This is a genomic window from Pseudomonas sp. LBUM1669, from assembly GCF_059695705.1.
Genome location: NZ_CP166784.1, coordinates 302,572 through 320,146, shown reverse-complemented (window position 1 = coordinate 320,146; position 17,575 = coordinate 302,572). Strand labels below are relative to the sequence as shown.

Here is a 17,575-nt window from a genome sequence, read left to right as displayed (position 1 = left end):
GTCCCACATCCACCATGAATGTGAACTGGAACGCCATATCATCGAACAGTTGGCCGACAGCGGCTGGCTGATTGGTAAATCCAGTGGTTATGACGTCGCACGGGCGTTGTATCCGGAAGATGTGCTCGATTGGCTAAATGACACCCACCCACAGCAAATGGCTGCACTACGAAAGATGCACGGTGAAAGTACGCGCACCGTTCTGTTCGATCGATTGGGCGCACAGCTCCAGAACAAACTGGGTGGCACGATCAATGTGTTGCGCCATGGTTTTGCCGTTTCGGGTGCCGGCGTTTTGGCCATGAGCCAAGCCTTGCCTGAGGACGCTCGCAACGACACCGTTATTGCTCTCTATGCCGCCAACCGTCTGCGCGTGGTGCCACAACTGCGCTACTCCCAGGACAAAACCGATGAGATTGACCTGGTGTTTTTCATCAACGGTTTACCCGTCGCGACTGTCGAGCTTAAAACCGACTTCACTCAGTCAGTGGAAGCAGCCATGCAGCAGTACTGCGAGGACCGTCCGCCCAAAAGCCTAAAGACCGGCCTGGCTGAACCGTTGCTGACGTTCCGCCGAGGCGCGGTGGTGCATTTCGCGATGAGCGACAGCGACATTCGCATGACCACCCGATTGGCTGGCGACTCGACGTTTTTCCTGCCATTCAACCGTGGCGATGACGGCGCTGCTGGCAACCCGACCAACAAGGACGGAAGCTATCCGGTCAGCTATTTGTGGCAACAGGTGCTGCAAAAAGACAACTGGTTGCGGATCTTCCACCGCTTTGTGCTGCTGGAGCGCAAGGAGGTGCAGGACGCCAAAGGCATTGCCTCTTTCAAGGAAACACTAATTTTTCCACGCTTCCACCAGTGGGAAAGTGTGACGGCAATGCTCAAAAAGGTAGAGCAAGAAGGCGCAGGCCAGCCTTATCTTATCCAGCACAGTGCAGGCTCCGGTAAAACCAACACAATCGCCTGGACTGCACACTCGCTGATCCGTATTCGCCGCCCGGATGGCGAACCTTACTTTCACAGCGTCCTGGTGATTACTGATCGCCAAGTGCTGGACAAACAACTGCAAGACGCCATCAAGCAAATCGATCACCAGACGGGGTTGGTGCGGGCTATTGACCGTGAGGACAACCATCAGCCCAAAAGCGTGCAATTGGCGAACGCCATGCTCGAAGGCACTCCAATCATCATTTGCACATTGCAGACGTTTCCTCACGCACAGAAGGCGATTCTGGGCGAGAAATCTCTGCGCGATAGACGCTTCGCTATCATCATTGACGAAGCCCACAGTTCTACTGGCGGCACTACAGCGGACGATCTGCGTTATGTGCTGACGGGTCAAAGTGAAGAAGAATGGGAGCAACTCAGCAAAGAGGAACGTCTTTCTGTTTGGCAGTCCTCGCGCCAGAGGCCCGGCAATGCCAGTTACTTCGCGTTTACTGCTACCCCTAAACACTCGACGATGAGTCTGTTTGGCCGTCCACGACATCCAGATAAACCAGTCAGCATCGATAATCCTCCCGTGCCCTTCCACCTGTACACAATGCAGCAGGCGATTGAAGAGGGCTTCATTCTCGATGTACTGAAGAACTACAGCAGCTACAAAGTCGCCTTTAAAATCGGTTCGGCGTTCATGGACAGCCAAGATGAGCGGGTCGATGAGAAAAGCGCCAACCGGGCCTTGGCCAAATGGTTGTCACTCAACCCGGTCAACGTTGGTCAGAAGGTCGAACTGATCGTTGAGCACTTCAAAAAAAATGTCAGCCATCTGCTTAATGGACAAGCCAAGGCAATGATCGTGACGCCTTCTCGCGCTTCAGCGGTCAAGTATCAACTGGCTTTACAGGATTATTGCGAGCGCAATGGTTACACCAGCATCAAGTCGATGGTGGCATTCTCTGGCGATGTGCCCAACCAGGAAGTCAAGGCCACAGGTTTCAAGGAAGATCATGCCTTTAGTGAAATCAACCTCAATCCGGGCCTGCATGGTCGTGACATGCGCAGTGCCTTTGACACGCCCGATTACCGAGTGATGATCGTTGCCAACAAATTTCAGACCGGTTTCGACCAACCGAAACTGGTTGCGATGTACCTCGACAAGAAAATCTCAGGTGTGGAGGCGGTGCAAACACTGTCCCGCTTGAATCGTACCTACCCCGGTAAAGACAAGACATTTGTCATCGATTTCGCCAACGAGTCAGAAGAAATCCTCAAGGCCTTCAAAACCTTCTACCGCGATGCACAGGTAGCCGATATTCAAGACCCGAACATTGTTTACGACATCAAACAACGTCTGGATGAGATGTATATCTACGACAGTGCCGAAGTGACGGCGTTCGGCGATGCGATTGTTGACCGAAAAGTGACGCATCAGAAGCTGTATGCCCTGACTCAACCGGCAACTGATCGTTTTAACGGCAAGCTCAAGCTGCTCAATGACGGTATTGATCAATGGGAAAAAGCTTGGGAGATTGCCAATGAACAGGGCGATGAGCAGGACATGCAGAACGCTGATGTTCAACGCGCCGAATTTGCAAAAAAACGCGACGAACTGATGATCTTCAGTGAAAGCCTGACCAAATTTGTTCGTACCTACGAGTATGTGGCACAACTGGTAGAGTTTGCCGACCCGTCGCTTGAGGCATTCGCGAGTTTCGCTCGCTTACTGCGCAAGCGATTAAAGGGGATCGGCTCCGACCAGGTCGATCTGGCCGATCTGACGCTCAGCCACTTCAAGATCAACCAAGGTCGCTCACTGGGTGGTGTGCTTCCAACGGGAGAGACTCCAAGCCTTTACAGCGTGACCGACAATGGTCTGCGGGACGCGCGGGATCGAGAAAAGAAATACCTTTCCGAACTGATTGAAAAGCTCAATGAAGCGTTTGGAAAAAGCATTACCGATACCGACAAAGTTGCCTTTGCTGTGCACGTGTCAGAGAAGCTACGATCCGATACCGTTGTGATGGATCAAGTCCTGAACAACACTCGCGAACAAGCCATGAAGGCTGATCTTCCAAGAAAAGCCATTCAAGCCATTGCCGGCGCCATGAATAGCCACCACAGCATGGCCACGCAACTGCTAAGCGACGAGGCGACAAGAGACGTTTTCATAACGGTACTCTATGAGCTGCTGAAAAAGGACGCGGGGGCAGATTTGATCGAACAGATCAGGTAAGGGATCTACTTGCTGTTGTGGTTGTACAAGAGCAACCAGAAGATCAACGAAACGACGAAAATCAAAGTGGTCGACGACACTTACGTTATTTGGGTCGCCGTCTGCCTTGGCTGGAGCGGCGCGTTGTCGAACCTGGGCGACGTGTTGTTCGACTCGCTGTCCGGCATTTTGCTGATCGCATTGAACGCGCTGTACATCGTGTGGGCCTTCAAGGCAAAAAATGCGCTGTCGGAATACGCCCTCAACGAGCACAAAATCGACCTGCGCATGAACGGGTTCTATACCTTTTTCCTGAACATTTTTTACGTTAACTACTGCATCAACGACTTGCCTGAAGAGCAGCGTAAACAACTGATCCTGCGCGGCCAAACGACGCAAGCCTGATCAACTGGCAAGGGGCAGTCTCGACGGACTGCCACCGTCACTCATCACCCTTCCAGTTGAACACCAGATTACGCACGCCGGCGCTGCCGACATCTGTCGTGTCACGCTTTGCCTCACCGTTACGGCTGGCGACCACGGTGTACTTGCCAGCAGGTAACTGGACATAAACCAGAGGCCCTGCCTGACTGAGTGTCAGCACTGATTGACCTTGAGCAGTCTGGATAACCAACTCTACATCCGGTACATATTTGCCCTCCGGCCCAATGGAAAAGGTCATGTGCAGGTTGTATCCGGTCGTTTGCTGAATGGCCTTCGCTTCATCTTCGCCAATACCGCCGGACAAATAGGTAATCCCGTTTTGCTCCTGCCGCTGAATCTGCACGCCTGTGCTGTCGATGGGCTCGAGGCTGGCGGACCCTGCCATGGCGGGAAACATCAGCACACCGACGGTGGCAATGATCAACATGAGGGAATGGATGGACTTCATGATGGTGACTCCCGGGCTCAACGGACCCAATCGTTACTCCTTTTGGATTTCTCGCTGGATGCTCAAGTTTTAGATTGATTGGTACTTGAGCTCACTGCGAAATGGACTACACCCTGTATTCCTCAAATCCGGGCTGCCGTCGGCACGATCCTGCAAAACGAATCCGGTATTTCCTGCGGATTTCCCGGCTTCGCCCGGCATCGCCGCCCTGCCCTCTCTTGCCATCCTCTTTCGCCTGATCCTCCAGCCGCGGAAGACTTCATGAGCATCGTCAAAACCGAAAACACTCAAGACCCACAACTCGCCTCTCTGGTGGGCAACCTTAGGGAATTGATACGTCATCAGGCACGCCAGAAGGTATTGCGAGCGGTCGATACCGTTCAGGTGCAAACCTGCTGGCAGATTGGAAAGGCATATTGTCGAGTTTGAGCAGGAAGGGGCTCGGCGGGCGGCCTACGGCAAGCACTTGCTGTCGACGCTGGCGAAGGTACTGACAGTGGAGTTCGGGAAAGGCTTTGACGAAACCAACTTACGGAAAATGCGACTGTTTTATCAGGCGTTTCCAATTCGAGACGCACTGCGTCTCGAATTGAGTTGGACCCACTACCGCAGGCTGCTACGAGTCGACAGTGACATGGCACGCAAGTGGTACATGGACGAAGCCGCCAACCAAAACTGGTCAAGCCGCGCCCTGGAGCGCCAGATCAGCACCCTCTACTACGAACGCCTGCTTATGAGTCGGGACAAGTCTGCCGTCATGACAGAAGCCATTACGAACATCCACGCGATGAACAACAATCCCAGGGAGTTCGTTAGAGATCCCGTGATGCTGGAGTTTCTTGGTTTGCCCGATACCGGAGTGATACTGGAGACCGAACTTGAACAAGCACTCATCGAGCAACTTCAGGGCTTCCTGCTTGAGCTGGGAAAAGGTTTTGCCTTTATCGCGCGACAACAACGAATAAGCACCGAAGGCAGAGACTTCTATATCGATCTGGTGTTCTACAACTACTTGCTCAATTGCTTTGTCATCTTCGACCTGAAGCGCGGCGAATTAACCCATCAGGATGTCGGACAGATGGACATGTATGTACGCATGTACGACGACCTGAAGCGCAAAGATACAGACGGACCGAGCGTTGGCATCATTCTTTGCGCTCAAAAAAACGAGTCAGTGGTGCGTTACTCAGTATTACAGGGGAACGAACAACTGTTCGCCAGCAAGTACAAACTAGTGCTGCCAAGCGAAGACGAACTTCGCGCTGAGCTGGACCGGGAACGGGCGGCAATAGAAGAGCGCCTGCTCGATCAAATCCGCCTATAAACACAGATGGATTGTTCACAAGCCGTTCGAAGACTATCGTTGGCAGCTACCCGCAAAGGTCCAAAGCCGATGAATTTGCAGGACATGCCGTCACTGGCGCCGACTCAGATCGAATTGCCGCTGACCACCGACACTGCTGGCGAACCGTTCAAGGAACCCGCCGCAGACGCCTTCATCCTCGGCGGCTTCACTTGGCGGCACGCTGCTCAGGACCGCGCACGCCCGATCATTATTATCAACGCGGCCACTTCGGTTCGTTGCCGGCACTATTCGCGCTTCGCCGACTACCTGTTCGCCAACGATTTCGATGTCATCACCTATGACTACCGCGGCATCGGCGAGTCGCGCCCAACGTCGCTGAAAGGGCTGCAGGCTTCATGGTCCGATTGGGGCGCGCTGGATTTCGAGGCGATGCTCAAGCGCGCACAGCGCGAATTCCCCGACCAACCCATCGACGTTGTCGGCCACAGTTTTGGAGGCTGTGCAGCGGGCCTGGGAGCGTCCGGGCATTTGATTCGGCACTTGGTGACGGTCGGTGCGCAATTCGCGTACTGGCGCGACTATGCGCCCGCCCATCGCTGGCGGATGTTCGGCAAGTGGCATGTGGTGATGCCGTTGATGACCCTGATTTACGGCTACTTCCCCGGCAAGCGTCTCGGCTGGCTGGAGGACACGCCCGCCGCTGTGGTTCGCGACTGGAGCACGCCCACTGCGCGCTACGAAACGCGGCCCAGTGGTCGTGTCATGCACGCGAAGACCGGTCGGCTTCCCTTTGCATCCGTTACCGCAAAAACGCTGGCGATCAGCATCAGCGACGACCCTTACGGTACGAATGCCGCCATTGAACGTCTGCTCGGCTACTTCACTGGCAGTACAAACACCCACCTGCGAATCGCCCCCGAAGACATCGGCGAAGAAGAAGTCGGACATTTCGCCTTTTTTCGCAGCGCATACCAAGCCACACTATGGCCCATTGCATTGTCCTGGTTGCAGACCGGCGAACTGGCCCCCGACACACCCGGGCGGCGAGTGCCACGCAACTGATTGACCCGCCCCTCTCACCGAATGACGGAACGACACCCATGGCATCCGCCAACAAGCAGAACAAACGCGCCTCCCGCGCCAAAGCCAAGGCCAAGCAGAACCGCACCCAACGGGCCGCCGCGCCGGTCGAGCTGGACCCAAACGACGATCGCATCGACTTCGAGTCGGTGGACCTGACCGAACTGTTCAAGAAAATGATCGACGCGGAAAAAGCCAGCCAGCAAGCGATGTGCGTGGCCTTCCTCGAAGACCCGCTGCTGGAACTGGTGTACGAGCAGGAAGGCGAAGAAGGCGCGATGGATTTCATCCTCGCGGCGCTGATCGAATATCGCCAATGGTCCACCGAAGTCGATGAGGCCGGCGCCCTGGCGTGGATCGAATCGCCGGCCTTCCAGGCTGACTACGTCGCGGCGTCCGACATCATTGCGGCTCAAACCCAACAGAAAGCGAACTGAATTTAATGGCATCCCTGAACAAGCAGCAAAAACGCGCCAAACGCGCCAAGATCAAAGCCAAACAAATCAACATCCATGGCCGCAAACCCGCTGCGCTGGACGATGACCTGGGTGAAATCGGCGAGCCGATCCCGGAATACACCCTGGCGATGTTCAGCAAAATGCGCGACGCCGAAGCCGTTAGCCGTAACGACATGCTGCTGGCCCTGCTGTCAGACCTCGCCGGGATCATCAGCGACCATCCAGACCTGCTGGACATGGAAAACGCCGACAACGAAGCCATGGCCGCCACTCACCTGGCCGCCGACATGCTGATCGACTACCGCATGTGGGCCGATGGCATGGACCGCGATGCCGCGCAGACGTGGCTGACCGATCCGCAGTTCATCACCGATTTTGGCGATGCGCTGGACAGCTATCGTCAGTCGTTGGATGCGCAGGAAGAAAAGAGCGAATAAACACTCGCCTCAGGAAACAAAAACGGCCGCTTGTCATCACTGACAGCGGCCGTTTTTTTTGAAGTCTATTCCCATTTTCATAACGATCTGCCCGCTACCTCTCGTCAGCGAGAGTGTATATCCCGTTGACATATCCCTCTTTAAATCTATTCTTTGCACTTACAACACACCCCAAAGAGTCGGAGGTCAAAATGGAACAGACCACCCTTTTCATGAGTAATAGAAGTCAGGCCGTCCGGCTTCCGAAAGCTGTGGCAATGCCAAGTAATGTGAAACGAGTCAACGTAGTCGCCATCGGCAGGGCTCGTATCATCACCCCGGCGGACGAAACATGGGATAGCTGGTTCGATGGAGATGGTGTAAGCGCAGACTTTATGACTGACCGCGACCAACCCTTCGAGCAGGAGCGTGAGTCGTTCTGATGATCAAGTTCATGCTCGATACCAACATCTGCATCTTCACCATCAAAAACAAACCGCAAATCGTAAGAGAAGCTTTCAACCTTCACGACGGGCAGTTGTGCGTCAGTGCAGTCACGCTGATGGAGTTGATCTACGGTGCCGAAAAATCTGCGACTCCCGAAAAGAATCTGGCGGTGGTCGAGGGCTTCGCAGCACGCCTTGAGGTCTTGCCTTTCGACAATGACGCGGCCGCACACACTGGAATGATTCGGTCAGAGTTGGCGAGGGCGGGAACCCCCATTGGCCCTTATGATTACATGATTGCCGGACATGCCCGCTCACGCGGGCTCATCGTTGTAACGAACAACCTGCGCGAGTTCGAACGGGTCCCAGGACTACGTGTAGAAGACTGGGTTCACCCCAGTTGAGTCGGACACAGCCAACGAAACACAAACGGCCGCTTGTCATCACTGACAGCGGCCGTTTTTTTTCAAGCCTGAAAAACAACAATCAGGCAGCAACACCTTCCAGACGCGGAATATCAATACCGATCTTGGCGCTGGCATAGCTCAGATCGCCTTTGGCGATGGATTGAGCCTTGTAACCGGCGCCGATCAGGTCCTGCACGTACAGCTTGTTGTAGATGAACATGAACACCAGGTTGCTGAGGCTGAACGTGAAGCAAGCCACGACAAACATGATCGCTGCCCACTTGAAATCACCACGGAACAAGGCAGGGAAAAAGCCAAAGAAAAACACGGTCCACGAGAAGCCGATTGGCGCTTCTTTCATGGCACCGGTGTTAGGGTTTTTGAACACAACCGATGTAAATGCCATGCCTATCTCCTTGATGCCCCAATGGGTTGGCTGAATGGCCGGGCGGTCTCCATGCAGCGCTTTTAAACGGCAAGCACACGCAAATGCATCTGTGACTCGCGTCAGATGAGGGAGCAGGCAAGAAAGGGTCGGGGCTTTAGCCAGGAAGGCTGGGGGCGTCGAACAATCCGTGTCCTGAAACTCCATCGCATCCCGCAACAGCGAGATACACATTCGGCGAGAAGGCTACTATCTAGCCATCATCGTATCCATCAGATAGCGGCTCGATCACTTGACTCAATGAAAGCAAAAACGACCGCGATCATTTCTGATGGCGGTCGTTTCTGTGTTTCAACAGCGTTTGGCTGGAGTCAGAACACTCAGCGCGCTACCGCTGCGACCAACTTCTCATTGCGACGACGGCGCGCCACAAACAAGCCCGCAGCCACAACCAACAAGCTCAGCAGACCGGTCGCGAGGATTTCCACACGATGGGCTTCCTGGAACAGCATGATGGTCAGGGCCGCGACGATGAAGATAATCACCGCGTAGGTCAGGCCCGGGAACAACCACATGCTGAAGGCGATTTTTTCACCGCGAGCCATACGCTGTTTGCGCATACGCAGTTGCGAAATCGCGATCACCAGATACACCAGCAGCGCGATGGCGCCGGAGCTGGCGAGCAGGAATTCAAACACGGCAGCCGGGGCCACATAGTTCGCGAACACGGCGAGGAACGCTGCGCCTGTGGACAACATGACGGCCCAGTACGGCGTGCCGCTCTTGTTGGTGCGTTGGGAAACGGCCGGCGCATCACCGCGTTTGCCCAGGGAGAACATCATGCGCGATGCAGTGTAGAGCGCCGAGTTCAAGCAGCTGGTCACGGCAACCAGTACCACGATGTCGACGATCAGCTTGGCATTCGGAATGCCCATGCGTTCAAGCACGGTCTGGTAGGAACCAACAGCAGCCAGTACCGGATCATTCCATGGCACCAGGGCCACGACGATGAAGATCGACACGAGGTAGAACAAGCCGATCCGCCAGATCACCGAGTTGGTGGCCTTGGAGATTTGCTGGCCCGGGTTCTTCGATTCCGCGGCCGCGATGGTCACGATCTCGGTGCCCATGAAGGAAAACATGGTGGTCAGAATGGCGCCCAGTACCGCGCCCATGCCGTTTGGCAGGAAGCCCTGGGTGTCGAACAGATGCGAAACGCCGCTGACCTGGCTGTTAGGCAGGAAGCCGAAGATCGCCATGATGCCAAGAGCGATGAAACCGATGATCGCGATGACTTTGACCAGGGCGAACCAGAATTCGAACTCACCGTAGTTCTTCACGCTGAACAGGTTGGTCACTGTCAGCAGCAAAGTGATGACCAACGTGAAGGCCCAGATGGCCACGTTGGGGAACCAGGCATGCAGGATGGTCGCGGCGGCGTTGGCCTCCAGCGGGATCACCAATACCCAGAACCACCAGTACAACCAGCCGATGGTGAAACCGGCCCAATGACCGATCGCGCGATCGGCGTAGGTCGAGAAGGAGCCTGTATCTGGCGATGCGACGGCCATTTCGCCAAGCATGCGCATGACCAGAACCACCAGGGCACCGGCGGCAGCGTAGGCCAACAGAACAGCCGGGCCTGCGGCGGCGATGGCGTGGCCGGAGCCGACGAACAGGCCGGCGCCGATAACCCCGGCGATCGACAGCATGGTCACATGACGCGGTTTGAGCCCCTGTTCGAGGCCATTGGAGCTTGGGGTACTGCTCATTGAAACTACCTTTGTAAGGGAAAGCGGTGTGCATCCATCCCGTCAGGAGCTCCTTCTCGTAAAAAGAAACCAACGGGGCGTTCCGTATTCTGCACGCAATAATTGCGCCAAAATGTTTCAAACTCCCCCGGCGCGGGGCCTGTGGCGTGACCGGACAGTCATCGCAAGTCATTGAGATTAATGGCAATTCGCCAGAGCGTTACCCTGTGACCCACTTTGAGAACGAAACTGCGCACCAGAAACACACCTGCAAATGCGTTGACGCACAATAAAAGTGCAGATCAGGAACGTTTAGCCGGTTAGCGCTTCCAACACCCCGTCAAAGCTGGCAACATCGCGCCCTTTTTTACGCGGCACCCGCGTGGCAGCTGGTTCAAACGGCTGTTCGGTTGATAGCAGCGCGACAGTCTGCTGTACCGATGCGACAACCTGCCACATACCACACGTTTACCGCCTGTAGCGCTGTTGGCTGCCATTCGAACGCTATGCTAGCTTGGCCGCCTCGCCAGGAAGGCCAGCCAACAGCAGGAGCGAAACACTATGAGGAACGCACATGGCTGAGGCCACGCCCGCGCTTGAAATCCGCAACTTGCACAAACGCTACGGACAGCTTGAGGTGCTCAAAGGCATCTCGCTGACCGCCCGCGACGGCGACGTGATCTCGATCCTGGGTTCTTCCGGTTCCGGCAAGTCCACCTTCCTTCGTTGCATCAACCTGCTGGAAAACCCGCATCAGGGACAAATCCTGGTGGCCGGCGAAGAACTCAAGCTCAAGGCCGCCAAGAACGGCGAACTGGTCGCAGCCGACGGCAAGCAGATCAACCGCCTGCGCAGCGAGATTGGTTTTGTGTTTCAAAACTTTAATCTGTGGCCGCACATGAGCGTTCTCGACAACATCATCGAGGCCCCGCGCCGAGTGCTCGGTCAGAGCAAAGCCGAAGCCATCGAAGTCGCCGAAGCCCTGCTGGCCAAGGTCGGCATCGCCGACAAGCGCCACGCCTATCCGGCGCAACTGTCCGGCGGCCAGCAACAACGCGCGGCCATCGCTCGCACGCTGGCCATGCAGCCCAAGGTGATCCTGTTCGACGAACCCACCTCCGCCCTTGACCCGGAAATGGTTCAGGAAGTACTTAATGTCATCCGCGCACTGGCCGAAGAAGGCCGCACCATGCTGCTGGTCACCCACGAAATGGGGTTTGCCCGTCAGGTCTCCAGCGAAGTGGTGTTCCTCCACCAGGGCCTGGTAGAAGAGCAAGGATCGCCACAGCAGGTGTTCGACAACCCGCTTTCGGCGCGCTGCAAACAATTCATGTCCAGCAACCGCTAACGGAGCTACCCGCATGCAGAACTACAAAAAAATCTTTCTGGCGGCTGCCGTCACCCTGGCCTTCAGCGCCGGTGCCGCTGCCGAAACCTTGAAGATGGGCATCGAAGCGGCCTACCCGCCGTTCAACAACAAAGATGCCAGTGGCAATGTCGTCGGCTTCGACAAAGAAATCGGCGACGCCCTGTGCGCCAAGATGAAAGTCGAATGCACCGTGGTCACGTCCGACTGGGACGGCATCATCCCGGCCCTGAACGCCAAGAAGTTCGATTTCCTGATCTCCTCGATGTCGATCACCGACGAACGCAAGCAAGCGGTGGACTTCACCGACCCGTACTACTCGAACAAGCTGCAGTTCATCGCCAAGAAAGATGTCGACTTCAAAACCGACAAGGACTCCCTGCAAGGCAAAGTGATCGGCGCACAACGTGCGACCCTCGCCGGCACCTGGATGGAAGACAACATGGAAGGTGTTGAACTCAAACTCTACGACACCCAGGAAAACGCCTACCTCGACCTGACTTCCGGTCGTCTGGACGGCATCCTGGCGGATAAGTACGTCAACTACGAGTGGCTGAAAAGCGACGCCGGCCGCCCTTACGAATTCAAGGGTGACCCGGTGGAAGAAAGCGACAAGATCGGTATCGCTGTACGTAAAGGCGACACGATCCGCGCGAGGCTGAACCTTGCCCTGAAAGAAATCGTCGAAGACGGCACTTACAAGAAGATCAACGACAAGTACTTCCCGTTCAGCATCTATTGATTCTGACTTGCCTGACTGGCGCCGCTCTCTAACGGCGCCAGTCCCTGGCATTGCCTGCGGCACATTGAAAAGAAATCCATGACTATCGATCTCTACGGATTCGGCCCGGCACTCGCCGCTGGCGCGCTGATGACTGTGAAACTGGCACTCTCGGCCCTGTGCCTGGGGCTGGTGCTCGGTCTGCTCGGCGCCTTGGCCAAGACTTCCCCGTACAAGCCGTTGCAATGGCTTGGCGGTACTTATTCGACACTGGTTCGCGGCATCCCGGAATTGCTCTGGGTGCTGTTGATCTACTTCGGCACGGTCAACCTGATGCGTGCCTTGGGCGAGTTTTTCGGCAATCCCGACCTCGAACTCAATGCCTTCGCCGCCGGCGTGATTGCGCTGGGGCTGTGCTTCGGCGCCTACGCCACGGAAGTGTTTCGTGGTGCGATCCTGGCGATTCCCAAAGGTCACCGTGAGGCCGGTGTCGCGCTGGGCCTGTCGAAGTTTCGCATTTTCACCCGGTTGATCATGCCGCAGATGTGGCGCATCGCCCTGCCCGGCCTGGGCAATTTGTTCATGATCCTGATGAAAGATACCGCGCTGGTATCGGTCATCGGCCTGGAAGAAATCATGCGTCACGCGCAAATCGGCGTAACCGTGTCCAAGCAACCGTTCACCTTCTATATGGTGGCCGCGTTCATGTACCTGGGCCTGACCATTCTGGCCATGACGGGCATGTACTTTATGGAAAAACGCGCCGCTCGCGGCTTCGCGAGGAGCACCCAATGAACTGGGAAGTCATCATCAAGTGGCTGCCGAAGCTGGCTCAGGGCGCAACACTGACCCTGGAGCTGGTGGCCATCGCCGTCATCGCAGGTTTGCTGCTGGCCATTCCGCTGGGCATCGCGCGTTCGTCGCGACTCTGGTACGTGCGGGCATTTCCCTACGGCTACATCTTCTTTTTCCGCGGCACGCCGTTGCTGGTTCAACTGTTCCTCGTCTACTACGGCCTGGCGCAATTCGATGCCATCCGTAACAGCGCGATGTGGCCGTACCTGCGCGATCCGTTCTGGTGCGCCACGGCGACCATGACCCTGCATACAGCGGCCTACATCGCTGAAATTCTGCGCGGCGCGATCCAGGCGATTCCACCGGGTGAAATCGAAGCGGCGCGGGCTTTGGGCATGTCCCGGCCCAAGGCGCTGTTCTACATCATCCTGCCCCGTGCTGCGCGCATCGGCCTGCCGGCCTACAGCAACGAAGTGATCCTGATGCTCAAGGCCAGTGCCCTGGCCAGCACCGTGACCCTGCTGGAACTGACCGGCATGGCCCGCACCATCATTGCCCGGACCTACCTGCCGGTAGAGATCTTCTTCGCCGCGGGCATGTTCTACCTGCTGATGGCTTACGTGCTGGTGCGCGGCTTCAAGCTGCTGGAGCGCTGGCTGCGCGTCGATGCCTGCCAAGGGCGTTGATTCCCATGTGCTGACGGGCGAGGCCCTACTCGCCCGTTTCTCGGCGCTGGATGCTTTTCTGATAAAGCATCAGGCGTTGTGAAAGCCTCGTCCGTTTACCCATCTGCAGCTTCCTTGGGAAGCGTCCTACCCGGAACTGGCAACGTGGCTACGCGGCCGGTCGCTGAAGGAAGCGGAAAGCAGCCATAACCAACCTGGTTTACTGGACGCACCGGAGCCGTTTTCTTCGTTGGCGGCGTTGTCCCTTGAGTTGAGTTCGGTGGGCGACCTGCCAGCTCATACGCTGAAAGCGGCCGGGCATCGATTGGATGTCGACGTGCCCGGGCGAAAGTGGCAGCAGATTGAAGCGTTCGCCCGTCGCTTGTCGTTTACCTCAACGCCCAGTCATTGGCTGGATTGGTGTTCAGGCAAGGGCCATTTGGGTCGGCGGTTGCTGCAACACGGGCAACAACTGACGTGCCTGGAATACGATCCGGCGCTGGTTTCCAGCGGCCAGGCCCTCAGCCAACGCCATCACTTGCATGCGCTGCATGTCGAGCAGGATGTGCTCGCGGTAGAAGCTGCGTCTTTCTTGAGTCCCGACCACACGCCAGTAGCGCTGCACGCCTGCGGGGATCTGCATGTCCGGTTGATGCAACTCGCCAGTGCGGCATTCTGCAAACAAATGGCCATCGCGCCCTGCTGCTATAACCGGATCAGTCGTCCTGCGTACCAACCACTTTCCTCGGCCGGTATGCGATCCGACCTACAACTCTCCCTCGACGATCTCTCGCTGCCGATGAGCGAAACCGTCACCGCCGGTGCTCGCGTCCGACGCCAGCGCGACACCTCCATGGCTCGGCGCCTGGGTTTCGACCTGCTGCAACGACAGCTACGTGGCGTTGACGAGTACTTGCCAACCCCTTCCCTACCGAGTGCCTGGCTGGATAAATCCTTCGCCGACTACTGCCATCATTTGGCCGCATTGAAAGAGTTATCCACAATCGGCCCGCAAGATTGGTCAGCACTGGAAGCCGCAGGCTGGCAGCGACTCGCTGAAGTGCGCAATCTGGAGCTGCTGCGAGGCCTTTTCCGACGCCCGCTAGAGCTTTGGCTGGTACTCGATCGGGCACTTTTCCTCGCCGATCAGGGCTACACCGTTCGCCTCGGCACCTTCTGCGAAACCCCACTCACGCCACGCAATTTCCTGCTCCTGGCGGAACGTCCATAAAAGCCACAGCCTGTGGATAACTCTGTTGATGAAATTATCATGGATCCAATATAAGCGCCTGTTTCAGGGGTGAAACGCTACTGTTCAATTTTCGTACACCTGATAAAAAACCGAGAAAAACAGGCATTTGCGCACAAATGAGAACGGGTCCGCAAAAAAATCATGAGCGCCACTTCCGAGTGAGCCCGTTGTGCATAAGCGTCCGACGAAAAGGACATAACCGCCGAAACCCGGTCGCGCTCGGCGGAAAATTGCGTGCCGCGACCACCCTTGTTATACAGGCAGACAAGAGCGCCAAAGTGCGCCCACGAACAAGAAATCTCTGATAGACAGGAAGCCACAGTGACGTTCATTTCTTACGCACAGAATTTCGAAGACATCCGCCTGTGGCGCGCCCTCAAAACCGTCGAAAACGGCTTCTACATTGACGTCGGTGCCAACCATCCCACCCACGACTCCGTGACCAAAGCCTTCTATGACCGTGGCTGGACCGGCATCAACGTCGAACCGATGCCCAATTATTACGACGCCCTGTGCCAGGAACGCCCCAAAGACACCAACCTGCAATGCGTCGCCGGCGAAAGCGCCGACGACCTGACCTTCTACGGCATCGCCGGCACCGGCCTCTCCACCCTCGACCCGGCCATGGCGCAAATGCACAAAGACGCCGGCATGGACGTGCGCAGCCAAACCGTCAAATCCCGCACCCTGACCTCCATCTGCGAAGAACACGCCCAGGGCCGCGAGATCCACTTTCTGAAAATCGACGTAGAAGGCCACGAAGAAACCGTCCTGCGCGGCATGGACTTCACCCAATGGCGGCCGTGGGTCATCCTCATCGAAACCCCATGGGACCGCGACCAGGCCTGGGAAACCCTCGTCACCGACGCCGGCTATCAGTCCATCCTGTTCGACGGCATCAACACCTACTACCTGGCCAACGAACACCTGAACCTCAAACCCGCCTTCGACATCCCACCGTGCAACCTGGACGAGTTCCAATTCTGCAAAGGCCACATCTTCAGCCACCCCGTCAGCGACGCCGAACACCAACTCGCCGCCGCCCTGCAACGCGCCGAACAGGCCGAAGCACAGCTGCGAGCGATGCAAAACAGCCGCACCTGGAAAGCCCTTCAGAAACTCAAGAAAACACTCCTTCGAGCCTGACCTAAAGCCTGCGCAAAAATAGTCTGAATTCAGGGGTTTACAGAACCAACCCAATCGCTATAATCGTCGCCCTAACACGCCGGTATAGCTCAGTTGGTAGAGCAACTGACTTGTAATCAGTAGGTCCCGGGTTCGACTCCTGGTGCCGGCACCATACAAAACAAAGGCTTGCAGCGATGCAGGCCTTTGTCGTTATAGGCAAACGTAATAAGCGACGTAATAAGACTTAGCAGAGCCTCAGTATCCCCCTGTAAACGGAGACGAATGAAAATGCGCCACGGTGCAACACTTCCACTCCCGCGCCGCCCTCACTTCAACGTCGCTAAACCTCCGTTAAACCGAATTCAAACTTTCGACTCAGATGACGATCGCGGTAATAACCGGCGTCATTGGGTTTTTTACAAGTGCTCGATCTGCGGCGGCTTCGTAATGGCTGTGGCGCCCGTAGGCGTGGACAAAAACGGTCGCCCCGAATCTCGGGACATCAGTGAAATCTGGCCTACCCCGCAGACCGTACATGAAGCTGTACCCGACAGAGCGAAGTCGTACCTGGATCAAGCGATCGCTAGCATTCATGCCCCCGCAGGTGCTGTGATGCTCACAGCGTCTGCTGTAGACGCAATGCTTAAAGAAAAGGGTCTTAAAGATGGCTCTCTTTACAAGCGCATAGAAGAGGCAGCTGCATCTCATTTAATCACCGCTGAGATGGCAGCATGGGCTCATGAGGTCCGATTGGACGCCAACGATCAGAGGCATACCGATGATGATGGCGCCCTTCCTGATGAGGCGGACGCTAAAAAGGGTATTGATTTTGCGACAGCCCTGGCGCAATTCCTTTTCGTGCTCCCCGCTCGTGTCGATCGGGGTCGGGCGCAATGACACACTCCAGTTTCCCAAGCTGATAACGAGAGTTCGATTCCCTTCACCCGCTCCACTATTTTCAAGGCCTCCAGCGCAGTCCTCGGACATCCAATCGTGTCTGGTGACAGTTTCCAAGAATCCACCTCTTCCCATGCTAGCGAACGAGCCGCATGGTCGGATCGTGAGAGCCCCGCCCGTCAGATAGCCTCCCCCTACCGGATAGAATCGATTTTCCGGTTGAGGTTTAAAGTGACTGTTAAAGCTATTTTATTTTCTTTCTCCTCTACAACCCAGTCATAGCAAGGCTTTCAGAGCTTTCAAGAAACCTATTTTTTTGATCACCCGAGCTATTTTTAGGGGTATCAGGAATGCTATTTAAACCGACAAGTCAAGTAGTTGATTTATAAGGGTTTCACAGTCAAATACCTTTTCAAATAGCCCCCCCGTCCATTTAATCGCCACCCA

Annotated in this window: 16 protein-coding genes, 1 tRNA gene and 2 pseudogenes; 16 read left to right on the top strand and 3 right to left on the bottom strand. The window is 56.1% G+C overall.

Features of this window, described 5'->3' with window-relative positions:
* Positions 1-49 precede the first annotated feature (49 nt).
* Both ACA051_RS01545 and ACA051_RS01540 read left to right on the top strand, forming a co-directional pair.
* Complete coding sequence (locus tag ACA051_RS01545; protein ID WP_497373238.1) at positions 50-3,184, top strand: type I restriction endonuclease subunit R; 3,135 nt, start codon at positions 50-52, stop codon at positions 3,182-3,184.
* A 9-nt stretch (positions 3,185-3,193) separates the two neighbouring features.
* Complete coding sequence (locus tag ACA051_RS01540; RefSeq protein ID WP_497373236.1) at positions 3,194-3,568, top strand: hypothetical protein; 375 nt, start codon at positions 3,194-3,196, stop codon at positions 3,566-3,568.
* A 37-nt stretch (positions 3,569-3,605) separates the two neighbouring features.
* Here the strand turns inward: ACA051_RS01540 and ACA051_RS01535 are convergent, their stop codons facing one another.
* The gene (locus ACA051_RS01535; RefSeq protein WP_497373234.1) at positions 3,606-4,055 is read right to left on the bottom strand and encodes a carboxypeptidase regulatory-like domain-containing protein; all 450 of its coding nucleotides are present in this window, start codon (positions 4,053-4,055) and stop codon (positions 3,606-3,608) included.
* 261 nt (positions 4,056-4,316) lie between these two features.
* Between ACA051_RS01535 and ACA051_RS01530 the strand changes: the two are divergent.
* The 6 genes and pseudogenes from ACA051_RS01530 to vapC all read left to right on the top strand — a co-directional run bounded on the left by ACA051_RS01530 (position 4,317) and on the right by vapC (position 8,165).
* A pseudogene (locus ACA051_RS01530) lies at positions 4,317-5,379 on the top strand (PDDEXK nuclease domain-containing protein).
* Positions 5,380-5,448: 69 nt separating this feature from the next.
* Positions 5,449-6,423 carry an alpha/beta hydrolase family protein gene (locus ACA051_RS01525; protein ID WP_497307123.1) on the top strand — a complete coding sequence of 325 codons (975 nt, stop codon included), beginning with the start codon at positions 5,449-5,451 and terminating at the stop codon, positions 6,421-6,423.
* A 38-nt stretch (positions 6,424-6,461) separates the two neighbouring features.
* A complete protein-coding gene (locus ACA051_RS01520; RefSeq protein WP_497307121.1) occupies positions 6,462-6,878 on the top strand; it encodes a hypothetical protein in 417 nt (138 codons plus the stop codon).
* A gap of 5 nt (positions 6,879-6,883) precedes the next feature.
* On the top strand, positions 6,884-7,336 hold the full coding sequence (locus tag ACA051_RS01515; protein ID WP_497373232.1) for a hypothetical protein: 453 nt from the start codon (positions 6,884-6,886) through the stop codon (positions 7,334-7,336).
* 191 nt (positions 7,337-7,527) lie between these two features.
* Positions 7,528-7,758, top strand: coding sequence for a type II toxin-antitoxin system VapB family antitoxin (vapB, locus tag ACA051_RS01510; RefSeq protein WP_497373230.1), 231 nt, complete (start codon positions 7,528-7,530; stop codon positions 7,756-7,758).
* Entirely contained in the window at positions 7,758-8,165 is a 408-nt protein-coding gene (gene vapC, locus ACA051_RS01505) for a type II toxin-antitoxin system tRNA(fMet)-specific endonuclease VapC (protein ID WP_497373228.1), read from the top strand. The genes vapB and vapC overlap by 1 nt, the downstream gene beginning before the upstream one ends.
* 82 nt (positions 8,166-8,247) lie before the next feature.
* Here vapC and ACA051_RS01500 read toward each other — a convergent pair whose 3' ends face one another.
* A complete protein-coding gene (locus tag ACA051_RS01500) occupies positions 8,248-8,574 on the bottom strand; it encodes a hypothetical protein (protein WP_497307117.1) in 327 nt (108 codons plus the stop codon).
* 359 nt (positions 8,575-8,933) lie between these two features.
* Positions 8,934-10,325, bottom strand: coding sequence for a GABA permease (gabP, locus tag ACA051_RS01495; protein WP_497373226.1), 1,392 nt, complete (start codon positions 10,323-10,325; stop codon positions 8,934-8,936).
* Positions 10,326-10,878: 553 nt separating this feature from the next.
* On the opposite strand from gabP, the gene ACA051_RS01490 reads away from it, so the two are divergent.
* The 8 genes and pseudogenes from ACA051_RS01490 (at position 10,879) to ACA051_RS01455 (ending at position 17,128) form a co-directional block, all read left to right on the top strand.
* On the top strand, positions 10,879-11,652 hold the full coding sequence (locus tag ACA051_RS01490) for an ABC transporter ATP-binding protein (RefSeq protein WP_027922189.1): 774 nt from the start codon (positions 10,879-10,881) through the stop codon (positions 11,650-11,652).
* Between the two features lie 13 nt (positions 11,653-11,665).
* Positions 11,666-12,412 (top strand): ABC transporter substrate-binding protein, encoded by a 747-nt coding sequence (locus ACA051_RS01485; protein WP_497307114.1) that lies wholly within the window; start codon positions 11,666-11,668, stop codon positions 12,410-12,412.
* Between the two features lie 78 nt (positions 12,413-12,490).
* Entirely contained in the window at positions 12,491-13,186 is a 696-nt protein-coding gene (locus tag ACA051_RS01480) for an ABC transporter permease (RefSeq protein WP_010464638.1), read from the top strand.
* Complete coding sequence (locus ACA051_RS01475) at positions 13,183-13,872, top strand: ABC transporter permease (RefSeq protein WP_497307112.1); 690 nt, start codon at positions 13,183-13,185, stop codon at positions 13,870-13,872. The genes ACA051_RS01480 and ACA051_RS01475 overlap by 4 nt, the downstream gene beginning before the upstream one ends.
* Positions 13,853-15,082 (top strand): annotated as a pseudogene (locus ACA051_RS01470) (methyltransferase). The gene ACA051_RS01475 and the pseudogene ACA051_RS01470 overlap by 20 nt, the downstream one beginning before the upstream one ends.
* 342 nt (positions 15,083-15,424) lie before the next feature.
* Entirely contained in the window at positions 15,425-16,249 is an 825-nt protein-coding gene (locus tag ACA051_RS01465) for an FkbM family methyltransferase (RefSeq protein ID WP_497307110.1), read from the top strand.
* Between the two features lie 78 nt (positions 16,250-16,327).
* A tRNA-Thr gene (locus ACA051_RS01460) sits at positions 16,328-16,403 on the top strand.
* A gap of 110 nt (positions 16,404-16,513) precedes the next feature.
* Positions 16,514-17,128, top strand: coding sequence for a DUF4145 domain-containing protein (locus ACA051_RS01455; RefSeq protein WP_497373224.1), 615 nt, complete (start codon positions 16,514-16,516; stop codon positions 17,126-17,128).
* Positions 17,129-17,575: the final 447 nt, after the last annotated feature.